The 16,130-nt window shown below is 41.0% G+C and carries 16 protein-coding genes, 1 pseudogene and 1 riboswitch; of the genes and pseudogenes, 5 read left to right on the forward strand and 12 right to left on the reverse strand.

From position 1 onward, the window contains the following. Positions 1–1,276: 1,276 nt before the first annotated feature. Positions 1,277–1,921 (forward strand): SDR family oxidoreductase, encoded by a 645-nt coding sequence (locus tag BLT_RS0112515; RefSeq protein WP_017728139.1) that lies wholly within the window; start codon positions 1,277–1,279, stop codon positions 1,919–1,921. 318 nt (positions 1,922–2,239) lie between these two features. Here the strand turns inward: BLT_RS0112515 and BLT_RS0112520 are convergent. Continuing rightward, positions 2,240–2,401, reverse strand: a pseudogene (locus BLT_RS0112520) (ammonia-dependent NAD(+) synthetase); the annotation flags it as partial. A gap of 158 nt (positions 2,402–2,559) precedes the next feature. Between BLT_RS0112520 and BLT_RS0112525 the strand changes: the two are divergent. The 3 genes from BLT_RS0112525 to BLT_RS0112535 all read left to right on the forward strand — a co-directional run bounded on the left by BLT_RS0112525 (position 2,560) and on the right by BLT_RS0112535 (position 5,170). Further along, complete coding sequence (locus tag BLT_RS0112525; RefSeq protein WP_017728141.1) at positions 2,560–2,970, forward strand: RrF2 family transcriptional regulator; 411 nt, start codon at positions 2,560–2,562, stop codon at positions 2,968–2,970. Positions 2,971–3,024: 54 nt separating this feature from the next. Next, complete coding sequence (mnmA, locus tag BLT_RS0112530; RefSeq protein ID WP_017728142.1) at positions 3,025–4,137, forward strand: tRNA 2-thiouridine(34) synthase MnmA; 1,113 nt, start codon at positions 3,025–3,027, stop codon at positions 4,135–4,137. A gap of 79 nt (positions 4,138–4,216) precedes the next feature. After that, the gene (locus BLT_RS0112535) at positions 4,217–5,170 is read left to right on the forward strand and encodes an LLM class oxidoreductase (protein ID WP_017728143.1); all 954 of its coding nucleotides are present in this window, start codon (positions 4,217–4,219) and stop codon (positions 5,168–5,170) included. A gap of 111 nt (positions 5,171–5,281) precedes the next feature. Here BLT_RS0112535 and BLT_RS21875 read toward each other — a convergent pair whose 3' ends face one another. Beyond that, positions 5,282–6,400: a serine hydrolase gene (locus BLT_RS21875; protein ID WP_081599661.1), complete on the reverse strand. Its 1,119-nt coding sequence runs from the start codon at positions 6,398–6,400 to the stop codon at positions 5,282–5,284. 168 nt (positions 6,401–6,568) lie between these two features. Here BLT_RS21875 and BLT_RS21880 point away from each other — a divergent pair, with 168 nt between their 5' ends. Then, positions 6,569–6,925, forward strand: coding sequence for a YolD-like family protein (locus BLT_RS21880; protein WP_236611092.1), 357 nt, complete (start codon positions 6,569–6,571; stop codon positions 6,923–6,925). A 181-nt stretch (positions 6,926–7,106) separates the two neighbouring features. On the opposite strand, the gene BLT_RS0112550 is transcribed toward BLT_RS21880, so the two are convergent. The 10 genes from BLT_RS0112550 to BLT_RS0112600 all read right to left on the reverse strand — a co-directional run bounded on the left by BLT_RS0112550 (position 7,107) and on the right by BLT_RS0112600 (position 15,867). Further along, positions 7,107–7,544 (reverse strand): peptidylprolyl isomerase, encoded by a 438-nt coding sequence (locus tag BLT_RS0112550; protein ID WP_017728146.1) that lies wholly within the window; start codon positions 7,542–7,544, stop codon positions 7,107–7,109. Positions 7,545–7,684: 140 nt separating this feature from the next. Continuing rightward, a complete protein-coding gene (lysA, locus tag BLT_RS0112555) occupies positions 7,685–9,004 on the reverse strand; it encodes a diaminopimelate decarboxylase (protein ID WP_017728147.1) in 1,320 nt (439 codons plus the stop codon). Between the two features lie 127 nt (positions 9,005–9,131). Next, positions 9,132–9,306, reverse strand: a riboswitch (Lysine riboswitch). 207 nt (positions 9,307–9,513) lie between these two features. Next, positions 9,514–11,004, reverse strand: a complete 1,491-nt coding sequence (locus BLT_RS0112565; protein ID WP_017728149.1) for a spore germination protein — start codon at positions 11,002–11,004, stop codon at positions 9,514–9,516. Then, positions 10,988–11,569: a stage V sporulation protein AE gene (locus BLT_RS0112570; protein ID WP_017728150.1), complete on the reverse strand. Its 582-nt coding sequence runs from the start codon at positions 11,567–11,569 to the stop codon at positions 10,988–10,990. Before BLT_RS0112570 ends, BLT_RS0112565 begins: the two co-directional genes overlap by 17 nt. Before the next feature lie 112 nt (positions 11,570–11,681). Further along, a complete protein-coding gene (locus tag BLT_RS0112575; protein WP_017728151.1) occupies positions 11,682–12,101 on the reverse strand; it encodes a stage V sporulation protein AB in 420 nt (139 codons plus the stop codon). Continuing rightward, the gene (locus tag BLT_RS0112580; protein ID WP_017728152.1) at positions 12,091–12,711 is read right to left on the reverse strand and encodes a stage V sporulation protein AA; all 621 of its coding nucleotides are present in this window, start codon (positions 12,709–12,711) and stop codon (positions 12,091–12,093) included. Before BLT_RS0112580 ends, BLT_RS0112575 begins: the two co-directional genes overlap by 11 nt. A gap of 283 nt (positions 12,712–12,994) precedes the next feature. After that, the gene (sigF, locus tag BLT_RS0112585) at positions 12,995–13,756 is read right to left on the reverse strand and encodes an RNA polymerase sporulation sigma factor SigF (RefSeq protein ID WP_017728153.1); all 762 of its coding nucleotides are present in this window, start codon (positions 13,754–13,756) and stop codon (positions 12,995–12,997) included. A gap of 11 nt (positions 13,757–13,767) precedes the next feature. Continuing rightward, complete coding sequence (spoIIAB, locus tag BLT_RS0112590) at positions 13,768–14,211, reverse strand: anti-sigma F factor (protein ID WP_017728154.1); 444 nt, start codon at positions 14,209–14,211, stop codon at positions 13,768–13,770. A gap of 2 nt (positions 14,212–14,213) precedes the next feature. Then, positions 14,214–14,564, reverse strand: coding sequence for an anti-sigma F factor antagonist (spoIIAA, locus tag BLT_RS0112595; RefSeq protein WP_017728155.1), 351 nt, complete (start codon positions 14,562–14,564; stop codon positions 14,214–14,216). Positions 14,565–14,706: 142 nt separating this feature from the next. After that, entirely contained in the window at positions 14,707–15,867 is a 1,161-nt protein-coding gene (locus BLT_RS0112600) for a D-alanyl-D-alanine carboxypeptidase family protein (protein ID WP_035425802.1), read from the reverse strand. Between the last annotated feature and the right edge of the window lie 263 nt (positions 15,868–16,130).

Genomic DNA, 16,130 nt, shown 5'->3' on the forward strand with positions numbered 1-16,130 from the left:
ATTTTATCAAACATTTTTTTAAATCAACCTTAGAGTCATTCAGCTTTGTTTTCGTTTAAGAAAAATTTCACCTTTCCCTGCCAAAAGCCTGCCAAATACTCATTCAATGGTTGAAGCCATCGTATCATCAGCAAACGAAAAATGCAAGAAATTAAACTTCTTAAAATCGTTATTTGCTTATTACTTAAACCTGAATCCGTGATGGTAGATATGCATTTCTGCTAAATCCTACGGTTTGTAATTCGTTGGTTTTTCAAGTGAAACCATTATCGTTTTTTGGCATACCAAACAAGCCTGCACATTTTCAATTTTTTAGACAGGCCTGTTTGTACCTTTATTCAATTGCCTGGCTTTATGTTGAAAAGCCAGGTAGAGCCTTTTAAAAGTAGGAAACCACGGACTGTGATTCCCGAATTTCAAGTAGATTTGTCGCGCGTGGCTGACTATCTTGGATGCAAGGGTGATCAAGTTCTGGATGACGGTTTTGCTCCGTCTGCGAAAGACTTTTCTTTTTACTGATGCATCTGGTGCCTTCAAGCTTTCTTGTTCAATAATCCGAAGAAGATTATAAGTCAAGCATCCGAGATGTAAAATTAAATCGTTTGTGGCGAACTTTCCAGACGGGTTCTAGGTCCAGATCCGTTTTTAGTTCGCTATGAAATTGTTCGCTTGTGCCGTGATCATGGTATTCCTCCGGCTCTACCGTAAGAAGGGTCCAATAACTCTCAAATTCAATATCAGGCATTAATAAGATTTAGCCATTTTTGTCGATGGTTCTTTCCACCACTTTATACACCTGGCGGACTGGTGTTTTCATTCCCTTTGGAATCACTTCAACAGCTCCGTAGAAAACGCGTTTCCCTTCTCGTTCCTGAATTCATTTCCTAAATTGCTCAGCTACCATGAGCCAGTTCTCAGGCTTTTCGCTTCGGGGATTCCGTTTGATGATGAAGTTGGCCTTCTCCTTTACGCACACTTTTAGATTATCGACACTGTCGTTTCCGCCATCCATGCGGACTAAAAGTGGAAGTTCGGTAATCGTGCGGGCAGAGGCATTCTTCCAAGAAGATCGCTGTATCTTTTTGAACGTGGTTTTTTCCTTCCCGCAGCTCCACATACCCTTCTGACCAAGGTATCCGAAATTAACGGATTCAGGTTTCAATTAGACTGTACGGAATATACACATTGTAAGGATAAGACCACTTATTTGCATTCAAAACACTCTTTTGAAATAATGGAAATTAGAATCCTTATTTTTAGAAAGGAGTTATCATTCATGAAAGTTTTAGTTGTTGGAGCGAATGGAAAAGTCGGAAAACGCCTTGTTCAGTTACTAAAAGAAAGTGATAAACATACTGTCAGAGCTATGATCCGAATAGAAGAACAAGCGGAATTTTTCCAAAACTTAGGTGTCGAAACTGTCGTGGCAAGCCTTGAAGACAGCGTTGAAAAATTTGCTGAAGCTGCAAAAGGCTGCGATGCGATCGTCTTTACTGCTGGTTCTGGCGGGCAAACAGGATACGACAAAACTCTTTTAATTGATCTTGACGGAGCTGTTAAAACGATTGAAGCTGCTGAAAAAGTCGGAATTAAAAGATTTGTCATGGTCAGTTCGTTCCAAGCTCATAATAGAGAAAATTGGCAAGAATCAATCAAACCTTACTATGTTGCCAAACATTATGCTGACAGAATACTTGAACAAAGCGAATTAACATATACAATTATTCGTCCGGGATGGCTGAAAGATGATCCGGGAACAGGAAAAGTAATTGCTGCTGAAAATTTAAAAGATGGCTCAATCCCTCGCGACGATGTTGCTCGAACAATTTTCACAGTTTTGGATGAAGAGAACACCTATTACCGTTCATTTGACCTTATGTCAGGTGATATTCCAATTTCTGATGCATTAAAAAATTTATAATAAATTGACACAAAACGCTGCAGGTGATTCCTGCAGTTTTATTTCAATGTCTGATTGCTCGTATTTATGGCTTGAATGATAATCAACATTAGTCGGGGTTCGTTATATTTTCATACATAAGTCCTTTTTTATTAGGCAGACTTTGGGTTGAAAATTGGAGCTGCCAAACAACAGGCGTGGTTCCCTCAAAATACTTTAACATTTTCGATTATTATGAAAATTATACTTTTTTTGTTACGCATAGCCTTAATCCGGATACACACTCAAAAGAAGAAATTAACCTATTCTTGAATGAAAAGTTCATTGTTACTTATCATCAAGAGTAGAATCCTGGCCGCCGCTGATTCCTAATACAAATCCTTTTGCCCTTGTCTTTTTCAAATAAGCTTTTAAAAAATCGATTCGTTCTCTGATTTCTTCTTTTGGATTAATGACTGGCTTCACATATAAATCTTCGATAATCTGTTTCTGCAGATTCATCCTGATACACCTCTTCCAAAACATCTATAATTCAATTATATACCTTTCTTGACTTTTTCAAAAAATTATCACGAAAAAAATGTATATTTCAATCATCGTTTGTTGACATCAATAACTGTAACATTTATTATTACATTTAGGAAGAAGGTGTAAGTTCATTGAATAGTGATTTTTCGATTGCCGTCCACTGCGTCGCCTATTTAGCGACCAGGTCCGAACAAAGAGTGACGAGTGAAGATATTGCTCAAAGTGTAACAGTTCATCCCGTACGATTAAGAAAAATTTTAAGTTTGCTTCGAAAAGAAGGGATCATCTTTTCGAAAGAAGGGGCAAAAGGAGGTTTTTCTTTAAAAGAAAAACCGGAAAATATTACATTAGACAAAATTTTCATGATTACGAGTGAAGGCACCTTGCTGCCAAAATGCCCTGAAGGAAATGAGAACTGTATTGTAGGAAAAAATTTATCCTCTATACTATTGAACATCTTTGAAGATGCTGAGGAACATTTAATGAATTATTTAAAGAGGATTACGATACAAGATATTATGAATGAAATAAACAATCGATAGTTTTTTTTGAGAAAAACTGTAACAAAAAAAGTTTCAGTTATGGAGGAATCATCAATGAGTAAAAAGAAACAAGTCATAGTAGGCATGTCAGGTGGAGTCGATTCATCTGTAGCCGCATATCTTCTTAAAAAAGAAGGATATGAAGTAATCGGTGTCTTTATGAAAAATTGGGATGACAAAAACGATGACGGTGTTTGCACGGCAACTGAAGATTTTGAAGATGTAAAGATTGTCTCCAACCAACTGGGAATCCCATACTACAGCGTTAATTTTGAAAAAGAATATTGGGATAATGTCTTTACGTACTTTATGGAAGAACTGAAATTAGGAAGAACTCCAAATCCGGATGTTCTATGCAATTCAGAAATTAAGTTTAAAGCATTTATTGACTTTGCTCTTTCTTTAGATGCAGATTATGTTGCGACCGGCCATTATGCAAGAGTCAACAGAGAAAATGGAGAAGTAACCTTATTAAGAGGAAAAGATTCGAATAAAGATCAAAGTTATTTTCTAAGCCAACTAACAAGTGAACAACTATCAAGAGTCATTTTCCCGCTCGGAGAATTAACAAAGGACGAAGTAAGAAAAATCGCTAAAGAAATAGGCCTTTATACCGCCAATAAAAAAGACAGCACCGGAATCTGTTTTATTGGAGAAAGAAATTTCAAAAGCTTTTTAAAGAACTTCCTGCCAGCACAACCGGGAGAAATTCGCTCGATCAATGGAGAAGTGCTGGGACAACATGATGGTTTAATGTACTATACAATCGGGCAAAGAAAAGGACTTGGGATCGGAGGAAAAGGTACTCCTGAACCTTGGTTTGTCGTCGATAAGGATTTAGAAAACAACGTATTGATTGTAGCCCAAGGTAAAGATAATCCTGCTCTGTTCTCAAATGGCATCATCGCAACTAACTTGAGCTTTATCAATGGAGATAACAGTCCACGAGCATTTACATGTACTGCGAAATTTAGATATCGCCAAGAAGACCAAAAAGTAAGGGTACATGTACGTCCGGATAACACGGCTTTAGTAGAATTTGAACAACCTATTAAAGCTGTCACACCGGGACAAGTAGCTGTATTTTATGATGGAGATGTTTGTCTTGGCAGCGGAATTATTGATACCGTTATAAAAGATCCTGAATCTGTTTCAATTGTAGCTTAATGAACCGCAGCTTGGAATGAAGCATAATAAGAAAAGCGATTATCATTCTAATTCATATAAAGGTATTGAGGGATTAATTATGGAAAAATTTAAAAATCACAATGGATTTTCACGTATGTATCAAGAAAATAAATTAACTCTAGGGTTGTTCTTCCCTATCGAATCTTATATGAGCGACGTTCCGGAAATGAACTTGGAAAAACAAATGAAATTAGCGAAAAGAGCAGAAGAACTGAAATTTGCTTCCTTATTTGTCAGAGACGTACCTTTACGCGATCCGAATTTCGGCGACGTTGGCCAAATGTATGATCCTTTTGCTTATCTGGGATATGTTGCCGCAAACACAGAAAAGATTGCATTAGGAACTGCCAGTATTATTTTAACACTGCGCCACCCGCTTCATGTGGCAAAAGCAGCCGCTTCGATTGATAAGCTATCCGGTGAACGGCTCATTCTAGGTGTTGCAACAGGCGACCGTCCATTTGAATTTCCTGCATTTTCGGTTGATCCTAATGATCGCAGTGAATTTTTCCGAGAGTCTATATCAGTCATGAGGGAAATATGGGAGAAAAACTTCCCGAGAATACGCACTTCTCGTGTAAACCTTATGAACGGAGATCTTCTTCCAAAACCGAAACTATCCAGCATCCCAGTGATGGTAACCGGCCATAGTTCTCAATCACCGGCATGGATTGCAGAAAACAGTGATGGATGGATTTACTATCCTCGACCACTGAATGACCAAGCTGAACTCATCAACGAGTGGCGCTCTTTGACCGATGAATTCAAGCCATTTACTCAATCTCTCTATATTGATTTGACAGAGGATCCAAACCATATACCAGTTCCGATCCATCTCGGATTCCGAATTGGACGTAATTTCCTAATTGAATTCCTTGAAGCTTTAAGAAGAATTGGCGTAAACCACATCATCATTAACTTAAAATACGGACAACGACCTGTCGAAGAAGTAATTGGAGAATTAGGCGAAGAAGTTCTTCCACACTTCCCTGCCTTAGAAAAAAATGAATAACAATTACTTTATACAAGAACCTTTCATAATCAACATATATAGTGTTGCTACTAAGTCGAAAAAGTAAATGCCTTAGAGGGAGTGCGGATCAAGCACTCCCTTTTATATTGTTCAGTTAACAATTCGACCTGACTGCTTCAACGTACTGTAAACCGCTGACTCGAACTCAACAAATCCTAAGTACGAGGCTGGATCTTGGTAAGGGAACATTTTGGAAGCCCCAAAACCGCCAATACCATTTTTGCGGTCAATCCAGTAAAACAGGTTTGCAAGCCCCGCCCACATTAATTGGCCTGCCGGGCGACCTGTAGGAATAGGATCGTCGTTTACCTGGAATGTATAAGACCATGATTTTTGCACACCGGGGTAGAATTCACCGTTATTAGCAAGCGTAGGATCGGACGGGATCCAGCCGCCGCTCTTTAATTCCCCAAGCCCGTTTTGAGACATTTGCGCGACCGTTTCCGGTTTGAGTAAGCCCTCCCCGTCATTTAGGATCATCCGAATAAACTTCATGTACTCACCTATGCTTGCATACAAACCGTGTCCTCCCATGTCCATATCGGGAGATTGTGGAAGAATAAGATTAGGTAGTGGCTTGATAGCACCGTCCTTGGCACGACTGTGGATCGTTGCGCAGCGTTCCATCATCGATGGCGTTAGCGTGAACCCAATATCGCTCATAGCCAGAGGAGCAAAAATATGCTCGGCCATTACTTCACTCAGTCGCTTGCCGCGTACGGCCTCGACAACCTTACCGACCCAATCGATGTTGACCGCATAGTTCCAGCGTTCGCCCGGTTCGAATAGCAGCACACTCTTAATCGAATCAAAAGTACTGGTAAGGATGGAAGGTGTTCCCTTTTCGTTGCGGTATTTTCGATCTTCATGACTGAAGAACTCATAACCGAAGCCTGCGGTGTGGAGCATGAGCATGTTGATCGTAATGTCGGTTTTAGGTTCTCTTAGTATAGGCTGTCCGTCTGAGTCAAACCCCTCGAGAACCTTAATCTTGGAAATCTCAGGAACATACTTCTTGACCGGATCGTCGAGCCTTACTTTTCCTTCCTCAACCAATTGCATTAATGCTGTGCCGGTAATTGCCTTAGTGGTCGAGAAAAGAGCAAGCACTGTGTCGGTGGTCATCGGCGTTTCGCTTCCAAGTTCTCTTACACCGGCTGCACCCTCGTAAATGTTTCCCTCGCGGTTAGTGCACCTGCCTGGTGAAATAAAATTAGCAGTTTAAAACAGGTGATAACCTTATTATATCAGGCTTTTAAAAGAAGTTTATGGAAGATTTCGTCACGGATTCAGGTTAAATGTAAAATGGAAGTTTTTTCTCGTTGAATACCGAACATACATTTCCATATAATAAGAACACATATTCGTGCAAAAGGTGTGGTTTTTTTGAAAACTAATAAGCTCACTAAAAATGCAAACGTTAGATGGGAAGCAAGCCGGATGATGCTTCCTGAACATGTAACAAAATTAAGACAACGAACGTCGGAACAGAAAAAAATAGCAAAGCATGAGCTTGATGAACAGGAGCTTCAAGAAATCGGTTATGTCGTCATGGACGCACTTAACCACACACTAGAAGTACGTGTTATCTATTGGGCTGACTGGGCTTACAATGAATTGGTTGGCTATATAGCAAAGGTTGATTTGCAGTTGAAAAGTGTGAGATTTGAGAAAGAGGACGGAGACATTGAAATTGTACCCATTGATTGTATAAAGTCTGTGGAAAGGCTATAGCATGATTCAAACTAATTAGTACCCTTTTTCTACTATTAGCTAGCATTTTAACTGGTTTTGCTCTACTTCGTGTTCCTTTTTTAGGAAGCACATTTTTAAAGCCGGTGCCTGGAGCTAGGCAGCTTTGAAATTTTAAAAAAGCCGCTTTCCCACTTATGAGAAAACAGCTTTTATGATGGAGCTATGCTTCGTCCCAAACCTTTACTTCTGCCATTGTATCGCCTTGTTTAATGCGATAAACAGATTCTAAGCCTTCTACTACTTGTCCAAATACAGTATGGACACCATCTAAGTGTGGTTGTGGCTCATGGACAATGAAAAATTGGCTTCCGCCTGTATCTTTACCCGCATGTGCCATTGATAATGCTCCAGCCACGTGTTTATGTGGGTTATTTTCTGTTTCACATTTGATTGTGTAGCCAGGACCGCCTGTCCCATTTCCGATTGGACATCCTCCTTGTGCAACAAAGCCAGGGATGACACGGTGGAACGTTAAACCATTGTAGAAGCCTTCATTAGCTAGTTTTTCAAAGTTTTCTACTGTTCCAGGCGCAGCCTCTGGATAAAACTCAATAACAATCTTTTCTCCGTTTTCAAATGAAATGCTACCTTTTTTCATTCTTACCCCTCCAATTTCAATTATCGCTTTATTTTACACTATTCTTTTAGGAATGTGAAATTATAGGCTTTGGCTCGGTTGTTCACATGTTAGACGGTGTCAAAAAGAAAAACACTCCTAAAGGATGGAGTGCTCTCATCTTACACCTTTGCTTTTTTTGCTAACGGCACATCAAGACGTACCAAATCTTCATAGCGTTCCCGTTGGATGACCACTTGTCCTTCACCGTCTTCAACAAAAACAACGGCTGGACGCGGAATTCGGTTATAATTGTTTGCCATCGCATAACCATAGGCACCTGTACAGAACACCGCTAAAATATCTTCGTGGTTTGCTTTTGGTAACGGAAGGTCCCAGATAAGCATGTCACCACTTTCACAGCACTTTCCTGCAATGCTAAACACATCAGATGCTTGCTCGTTAACACGATTTGCAAGCACACCTTCATAGACCGCTTGATAAAGTGCTGGACGAAGATTGTCGCTCATGCCCCCATCTACCGCTAAATAGTTGCGCACCTCTGGGATTTCCTTTTTCGAACCAATCGTATACAATGTCGTTCCAGCATCCCCAACGAGTGAACGACCTGGTTCAATCCAAATTTCAGGCATCTCCATTGAAAGTGACGCTACTTTTTCTTTTACTGCTCGAACCATTTCTTTTACATACGTACCAACAGGGAGTGGCGTATCCCCTTCAATATAGCGAATTCCAAACCCACCACCAAGATTTAAGACCGTCGGTACAAACCCAAAATTATGCTTCCAAGCAACGAGATAATCAAATACTTTTTCCACAGCCATCACAAAGCCAGTCGTTTCAAAAATTTGTGAACCAATATGACTGTGAACGCCAAGTAAGTTGATGTTTTTATCCTCATAAGCCAATTGAACAGCTTTTCCTGCTTGCCCACTGACTAAGTCAAAGCCAAACTTTGAGTCTTCTTGTCCTGTAGAAATATAATCATGGGTATGAGCCTCAACGCCAGGTGTAATCCGCAAAAGGACATTAACGATTTTTTTATGCTTCTCTGCAATCTCACTTAAAAGCTGGAGCTCATAAAAATTATCAACCACGAAACAGCCAATATTTGCTTCAACTGCCATTTCGATTTCCTGACGACTTTTGTTGTTTCCGTGAAAATGCACCCGTTCCATCGATACACCTGCTTGTTGAGCTGTGTAAAGCTCGCCACCTGAGACGACATCAAGGCTTAATCCTAGCTCTTCCGCTAATTGGAACATGGCAATACAGCTAAAAGCCTTGCTCGCATAAGCGACTTGTGCTTGGACCCCTTCTTCCTGAAATGCCTGCTGAAATTGAGCAGCACGCTCTCGAATCAAAGCGACATCATACACAAACAATGGGGTGCCGTGTTCTTTCACTAATTCAACAGTATCCACTCCGCCTATTTCTAAATGGCCTTTTTCATTGACTCGACTCGTTCCATGTAAATACATTGGTGCATTCTCTCCTTACCTTTAAGTTGTTGCCCATCCAGCCCACCATTTATGTTCACTTCAATCAAAAAAAACGCAACTAATGTTGTTACACTAGCTACGTTCAATGGCGCAAGAGTAACCTCATTGGCAGAATAGTACTCCACTGCAAATGCAGTGACAGTCCGATTCTTCTTCAGAATCGACCCAGCAAGCACATGTGATGACATGTTCCCACTTCGGCAAATTGACCTTTCCCCTTCCTTCATTGCTTCATCAGGCTCCGTAAGGGTACTGATTCGTTTTGCACCTCTACCCCATACATGATGAGGGAAATAAAATTGTTGCTTTCTACTTTAACACAAAGGTGATGGGGTGACAACCGAAACCTACATAAATGGTTTACTCTTCCCACATAGGTTGAAGGTGTGCACCTTTTAATGAAGGGAGTGTGAGCGGAAGTACTTCAATGATTCATCAACTTGAACGGAAGCTCCCTCCCCTTTTCACAGAAAAGAAAGCTGTTTTTTCTAGTTTGTTGGCTCTTTTGATTGGCGAATCGGATCCTGAGGATGAACAATGCTTGGGCGCCATCGTAATGTTGGCACACTAGCGCGAATGAAGATTTGCCAAATGGCTGGTGGGTCAAAGGGAATAAAAGGCCATAAATATGGCTTGTTAAATGTCTTTGTTCGTACTAAAAAGAGGATCAGGAGCATCGTACCAACAACGAAGCCAGGTACTTTGAAGAGCGCAACAAGAGTAATTAAGATCAAGCGGACGACACGCATCGCCACACCTAATTCATAGCTTGGTGTTGCAAACATCCCAATCGCTCCAAGAGCAACATATAAGATAACCTCTGATGTAAACAATCCCACCTCAATGGCAATTTCGCCAATTAAAAGAGCAGCGACTAAACCAAGTGCTGTGGCGAGCGGTGAGGGAGTATGAATCGCTGCCATCCTTAACAGCTCAATCCCAAGCTCAGCTAAAATGATCTGGACGAAAATCGGAATGTTGTTCGTCTTATTGGGACCAATATATTCAAGCGCACTTGGCAAAAGACTCGGCTGAATAACCATTAACAACCAAAATGGCAGAATAAAAAGGGAAAAAAGAATCCCAGTAAATCGTACCCACCTGAGAAATGTCCCGATGGCTACTGATTGTCGATATTCTTCTGCATGCTGAACATGGTGGAAAAGGGTTGTTGGTGCAATAATTACACTTGGTGATGTATCGACAATAATGACAACGTGCCCCTCTAATAAATGAGTAGCCGCCACATCTGGACGTTCCGTGTAACGCACGAGTGGGAATGGGTTTGTTCCTTGCTTCACAAGGTATTCTTCTACGATTTTATCCGTCATTGTGATCCCATCAATATTAATAGAACTTAGCTCTTTTTTTATAATCTTTATTAAACTGGGATCGGCAATCCCATCGACATACGAAATACAAATGTCTGTCTTAGAACGAACACCTACTTGCATAATTTCATGTCGCAACCGCTCATCTCGTATCCTTCTTCTCGTTAAAGCTGTATTAATGATAATGTTTTCCGTATAGCCATCCCTTGACCCACGAACAACACGTTCTGTATCAGGCTCTTCAGGACTCCGAGTTGGATACATCCGTACATCAATGATAAACGCCTCGTTCTCACCTTCCACTAAAATAAAAATAAGCCCTGATAGCATTTTTGTTATAGCAATCTCCATGGAACTCGTTTCTTCCACTTGCACATGGGTGAGATGATTTTTTATTGCTTGCTTCACATCGTCCGTTTTTCGCCCACGAGCATCTAAATCCATCAGCTCTTTTAATAGTTCAATAATATAGTTATTGTCTGTTAGCCCTGTTACGTAATACAGTTGAATTTCGCGACCTAATACAGGAAGCTTTCGTACTCCAACGTCAAACGATTTTCCAATTCCTAAGCGCTCTGCAAGCTTTTTTTCATTTATATGGATGTCATCCGATATCGTTTCTTCTTGTTTATTAGACGCTTGATTCATGATATCCACTCCGTTCTAGGATGATGTCCACTGCTTTTTTCGTGATCGGTGCACCTTTTTCTACCGTATCTCGTCCTGCCATTTTACCGATATCACCGACACCAACAACAATTGGTAATTTTAGTTCATCTAGAATATAGACAGTATCTCCATTCACTCGACCGGTCTCCAAATCAACAAGCCCATATTTATCCACTCCGTATTCAGTCAGCTTCCCGTAGCGATCAATACTGAGGTTTACTTTTGTCCACTCAGCATAATGAGAAGAGGATGCAACAGCAATTGCACCAAGAACGTGAATACTTGGGTGCGTGGCGACATAGCGCATTGCCCGTTCACCAGGACCCTCAGCTCGGTAACCACAATCATCAAACATAAGCAAAACAGGATCATAAGGTGCATCTTGAATCAAGGCAACAAGTTCTTCTCCATCTAATGGACTTGGATTCCCCGCAGATTGACAAATGCATCTGCCCCCAACGAGCTTCGCTACGTGATCGATAGCTTTCATGGCCGACTCATCACCGTCAGTTATTAAAATAACCTTGCGCTTTGTTTGAATCATCCGATCACCCCTTAACCCTATCGCACAATGCAGCAGCCTCGTAAGACCTTCCCAATTCGCGCTTTAGAATACATGTTGCTACTACTAACTAGCTAAAATAGATCTTCTTTTATCATTTCACGAAAAAAACCCAATGATACAAAGAGCCACATACTTTTCCTAAAGCAATCGCCATTAATAAATAGATGAGCCGGTTTTCAACACCTACTCGTTTTGCCATAATCGGCAATACATTTAATACTTCCGTTAACGCCGCGGCTAACATTCCAACGAACATTCCTGCGAAAAGTCCAATTGGAATAAGAAGCAACGGAGAGAGAGCGAATGTTGGCTTGTATAAGCTGAACCATGTGCCAACCTGTGCGCCGATAATGACGCTTCCTTCATAATGAATGAGCAGGTGGCCGGTTTTTGAAAGCTGTGTCAGCCTTGGAATAATACCGAGTACAGTCAAAAAGGCAACAAACCCACTTCCTACTGCAAGTCCTCCTGCAAGCCCGATAAACATCGTTGTGATTGCTTCAGCGACCATTGATTTTCGTTTCACTTTCTTTGTTTTCATGTAAAATTACATATTGATCCATCGCTTGTTGGTAATTAAACATTTCCACTTCTAAAGGACTCGGCTCCTCATTAATTCTCTTTTTAAAGAGATGATTAAAAAAAATGATCATTCCTAGTCCAAGTCCAATCGAATAAGGAATTTGCAGGAGAAGTGGCTTCGCTTTTTCATTTCCTGTTATTCTTGTAAATAGAGCTTGATGGACCTGAAGCATGCTAACATCTTCATGGAAGTTCATAATGGCAAGCCCTGCGCCAATAAATAACAAGAGCCATATAAGAAAAAAGTAAACAGGTTTCATCACACTGGTTTTCATCTCCACTTGGAGAATCGTTTGGGGGCTGCCCACCGTTTGGAGATCAAGTTCGGGATGTACTTTTTTCAGTAGGGCAATCACCGACATCACATCAATAATAATTCGATTTTGATCTTCAACTGTGACATGATGAATCGGTTGCTTCATGCATGCGATCCGAATCGCTCTCTCCCCTACTACTTGAGCGACATCTCCCACAGTGACGACTTGATTTTGTGTAACTTGAACGCGGTGACGCATACGTATATACATGACATTGTCCACCATGATCTCCCCTTTTACCCTTACATCTTATCAATTAGTATGGATCATTCCACTAGCCTTCATTCCTCTTCTCTCCCAAAGCTTCCTTATTCAGTAATCACGCACAAAAACCAGCGGCTCGCTCTTACTTGGATAAAAACGAGTCCTCAGAGAATACTGTGCATCATTTCAATGAAGGAGTGTGAGCGACAAGCTTCCTGCTTTATCATCCTGTAAGTTCCGGCCCCTTTTCCACAGAAAAAAAGACACGTCGACAATACGACACGTCTTTATTACGAAGCTCTTATCGGTCACCAATTTGTTCTTTTATTTGCCCTAATATTTTCTTCTCAAGTCTAGACACTTGGACTTGCGAAATCCCTAATCTATTAGCAACCTCTGCCTGCGTTTGGTCCTTGTAATAACGCAAATAGACGATCAATCGTTCCCGCTCGTCCAAATCACGAATGGCTTCTTTCAACGCAATTTTATCAAACCACTTCGATTCCGATTGGTCTGCAATTTGGTCTAGCAGCGTAATCGGATCACCATCTTTCTCATACACCGTCTCATGAATCGACGATAGCGAGCGACTCGCTTCCCCAGCAAATACTACTTCCTCTGGAGAAATTCCAAGCTGCTCAGCAATCTCATGAACCGTCGGCGTTCGACCTAATGATTTTGTCATTTCATCCTTTAGCTTACGAATTTTATTTCCAAGCTCTTTAATCGAACGGCTTACTTTTACCGTTCCATCATCTCGAAGAAATCGTTGAATTTCCCCAATAATCATTGGAACAGCATATGTTGAGAATTTCACGTCGTAGGAAAGATCAAATTTATCTACCGATTTAATGAGACCGATGCAGCCAATTTGAAATAAATCATCTGCCTCATACCCTCGATTTAAGAAGCGCTGCACCACAGACCATACTAATCGGGTGTTTTTGTTCACAATTTGATTCCTCGCCTCTTGATTTCCAGCCTGACTTTGGGCAATCAATTTTTTGATCTCATCATCGGTAAAATATGGCTCCCTCTGGTCGCGTTTTACATCCACATCCATAGGAATACCCCTTAATTAAAAATCGCTTTACTTTTAGTTAATTGCTTTTTTAAAAAAACTGTCGTTCCGATCATCGGTTCAGAGACAATCTTGATCTCATCCACGAAATTTTCCATAATTGTAAATCCCATACCTGAACGTTCAAGCTCAGGCTTTGTTGTAAACAACGGCTGACGCGCCTCTTCAATATTTGAAATACCGACGCCCTCGTCGCGAATTGTCAATTCAACCAATCCTTGGTCGATCGATGCAGCGATATAGACCATCCCCTCTGGCTGACCATGATACCCATGAATGATGGCATTTGTTACTGCTTCAGAAACAACCGTTTTCAGTTCGGTCATTTCATCCATCGTCGGGTCGAGCTGTGCAATAAATGCCCCAACGGTCACGCGGGCAAAAGATTCATTTTCACTTTTCGCCGAAAAAGAGAGTTCCATTACATTTTTTGACATCGCTAAGCCACCCCCAATGTCTGAAGCGCAAATTGTTCATTTTCTACGAAGCGAATAATTTTAAACAGGCCTGACATTTCAAACAGTCTCTTCACTGCAGGAGAAATGGCACATACGACCATCTCTCCACCAAGATGATTGACTTGCTTGTACCGCCCAAGAATGACGCCGAGACCCGAACTATCCATAAAAGTAAGGTGTTCGAGATTTAGAATAATGTGCTTCAATTCATGCTGACTTAACGCCTCTTCTACTTGACTGCGCAGTTGCCCAGATGCATGGTGATCGAGTTCACCTTCTAAGCGAACGAGTAACACATCTCCTACTTTCTCTAAATTAATGATTAAACTCACAGGGCTACACTCCTTCTAGCATCGAATAGGATGAGAACAGTGCCTCAAACCTTTTGCTACCAAGAGTTTCGCTTTTCGCTTCTTCTATCCCTGCTTCATGACAAAACTAGTGTTCAATCGAAAAAAATAGTCTCGATTCGCCTTATGCACCAGCAAATTTCTCGAACACTCTTTTAAACAAGATCCACCAAGATGCATCGGCTACATCCTCACTTGCTACAAGTGGCGTTTCAGTTAAGACTTCACCGTTCTTTTCAACAAAAAGGGTTCCTAGTTGCTCACCTTTCTTAATCGGTGCTCTTATTTCTGCATTGAATTCCACACGCTCTGTCACATCATCGATCTTCTCACCTTTTTTAGTCAAAATGGATACGGGCTCAGAAGTGAGAACCGCCACTTCATGTTTATTTCCCTTTCTTATCTTTACGTTAGCCATTACATGATCTTTGTCGAAAAGCTTATGAGTAGCAAATTGACTAAAGGAATAATCAAGCATTTCTGTCACTTGTGCATTGCGTTCTTTCGGTGAAGGTGCTCCCATGATCACTGTGATCACACGCATATCATTTTTCTCAGCTGTCGCCGTTAGACAGTACATCGCTTCCCGGGTATAGCCAGTCTTTAATCCATCCACCCCTGGGTAAAACTTGACAAGTTTATTCGTATTCACAAGCCAAAATTCGTTTTCTGTTCCCTTTCGCAAATAATCCTCATAAATCCCTGTAAACGTTGTGATTTCTTCATATTTCAGAAGTTCTTTGGAAATCATCGCCAAATCATAGGCGGTTGTGTAGTGATTTTCTGCTGGTAAGCCATTTGAATTGATAAAATGAGTATTTTTAAGGCCAAGCTCTTTTGCTCTTTCGTTCATTAGTGCCACGAACTCTTCTTCGGTGCCTGCTAAATGCTCTGCCATGGCCACAGATGCATCATTGCCTGAAGCAACGGCAATTGCTTTGAGCATATCCCTGACCGTCATTTCCTCTCCAGCCTCTAAAAACACCTGGGACCCCCCCATTGATGCCGCACGTTCACTTGTCCGCACTTTATCTTCATAAGAGAGCTTACCGTAGTCTATCGCTTCCATAATTAAAAGCATCGTCATGATTTTTGTCATGCTTGCAGGTGGAAGTTTCTCATGACCATTTTTCTCAAACAAAACCTTTCCTGTGTCACGTTCAATAACAATTGCTGATGATGCATCTTTAGCCAAACTTGCTTGTTTTTCGGCTGCAAACATCTGTGGTGTGCACAAGCTTGACACAACACAAATAAAAAGTACACTGGATAGAACTGCCCTCATCTCCATCCGACCTCCATCTCTTCTTGATAGTTACTCGGGTCGGTGTCCGTATTTTACACAGACTTCACCGAGGTTATATAATTTTCATCATTTCCATGTTTTTCTTTTTTATTCAAAAGCGAAGGACTTCCTGAGCAAGGGCATGAAGAAATAGTAGAGGGAACCAAAGAAAATAACCTTAAAGCAAAAGCTTTCCCTATTTAAAGTTTGTTTGAAACTTAAGTAAATATCCGCCGGTAGAACCGGCGGGTTTAATTTCGCCA

It is taken from the genome of Halalkalibacterium ligniniphilum (genome assembly GCF_000334155.1).
Lineage (GTDB): Bacteria > Bacillota > Bacilli > Bacillales > Bacillaceae_D > Halalkalibacterium > Halalkalibacterium ligniniphilum.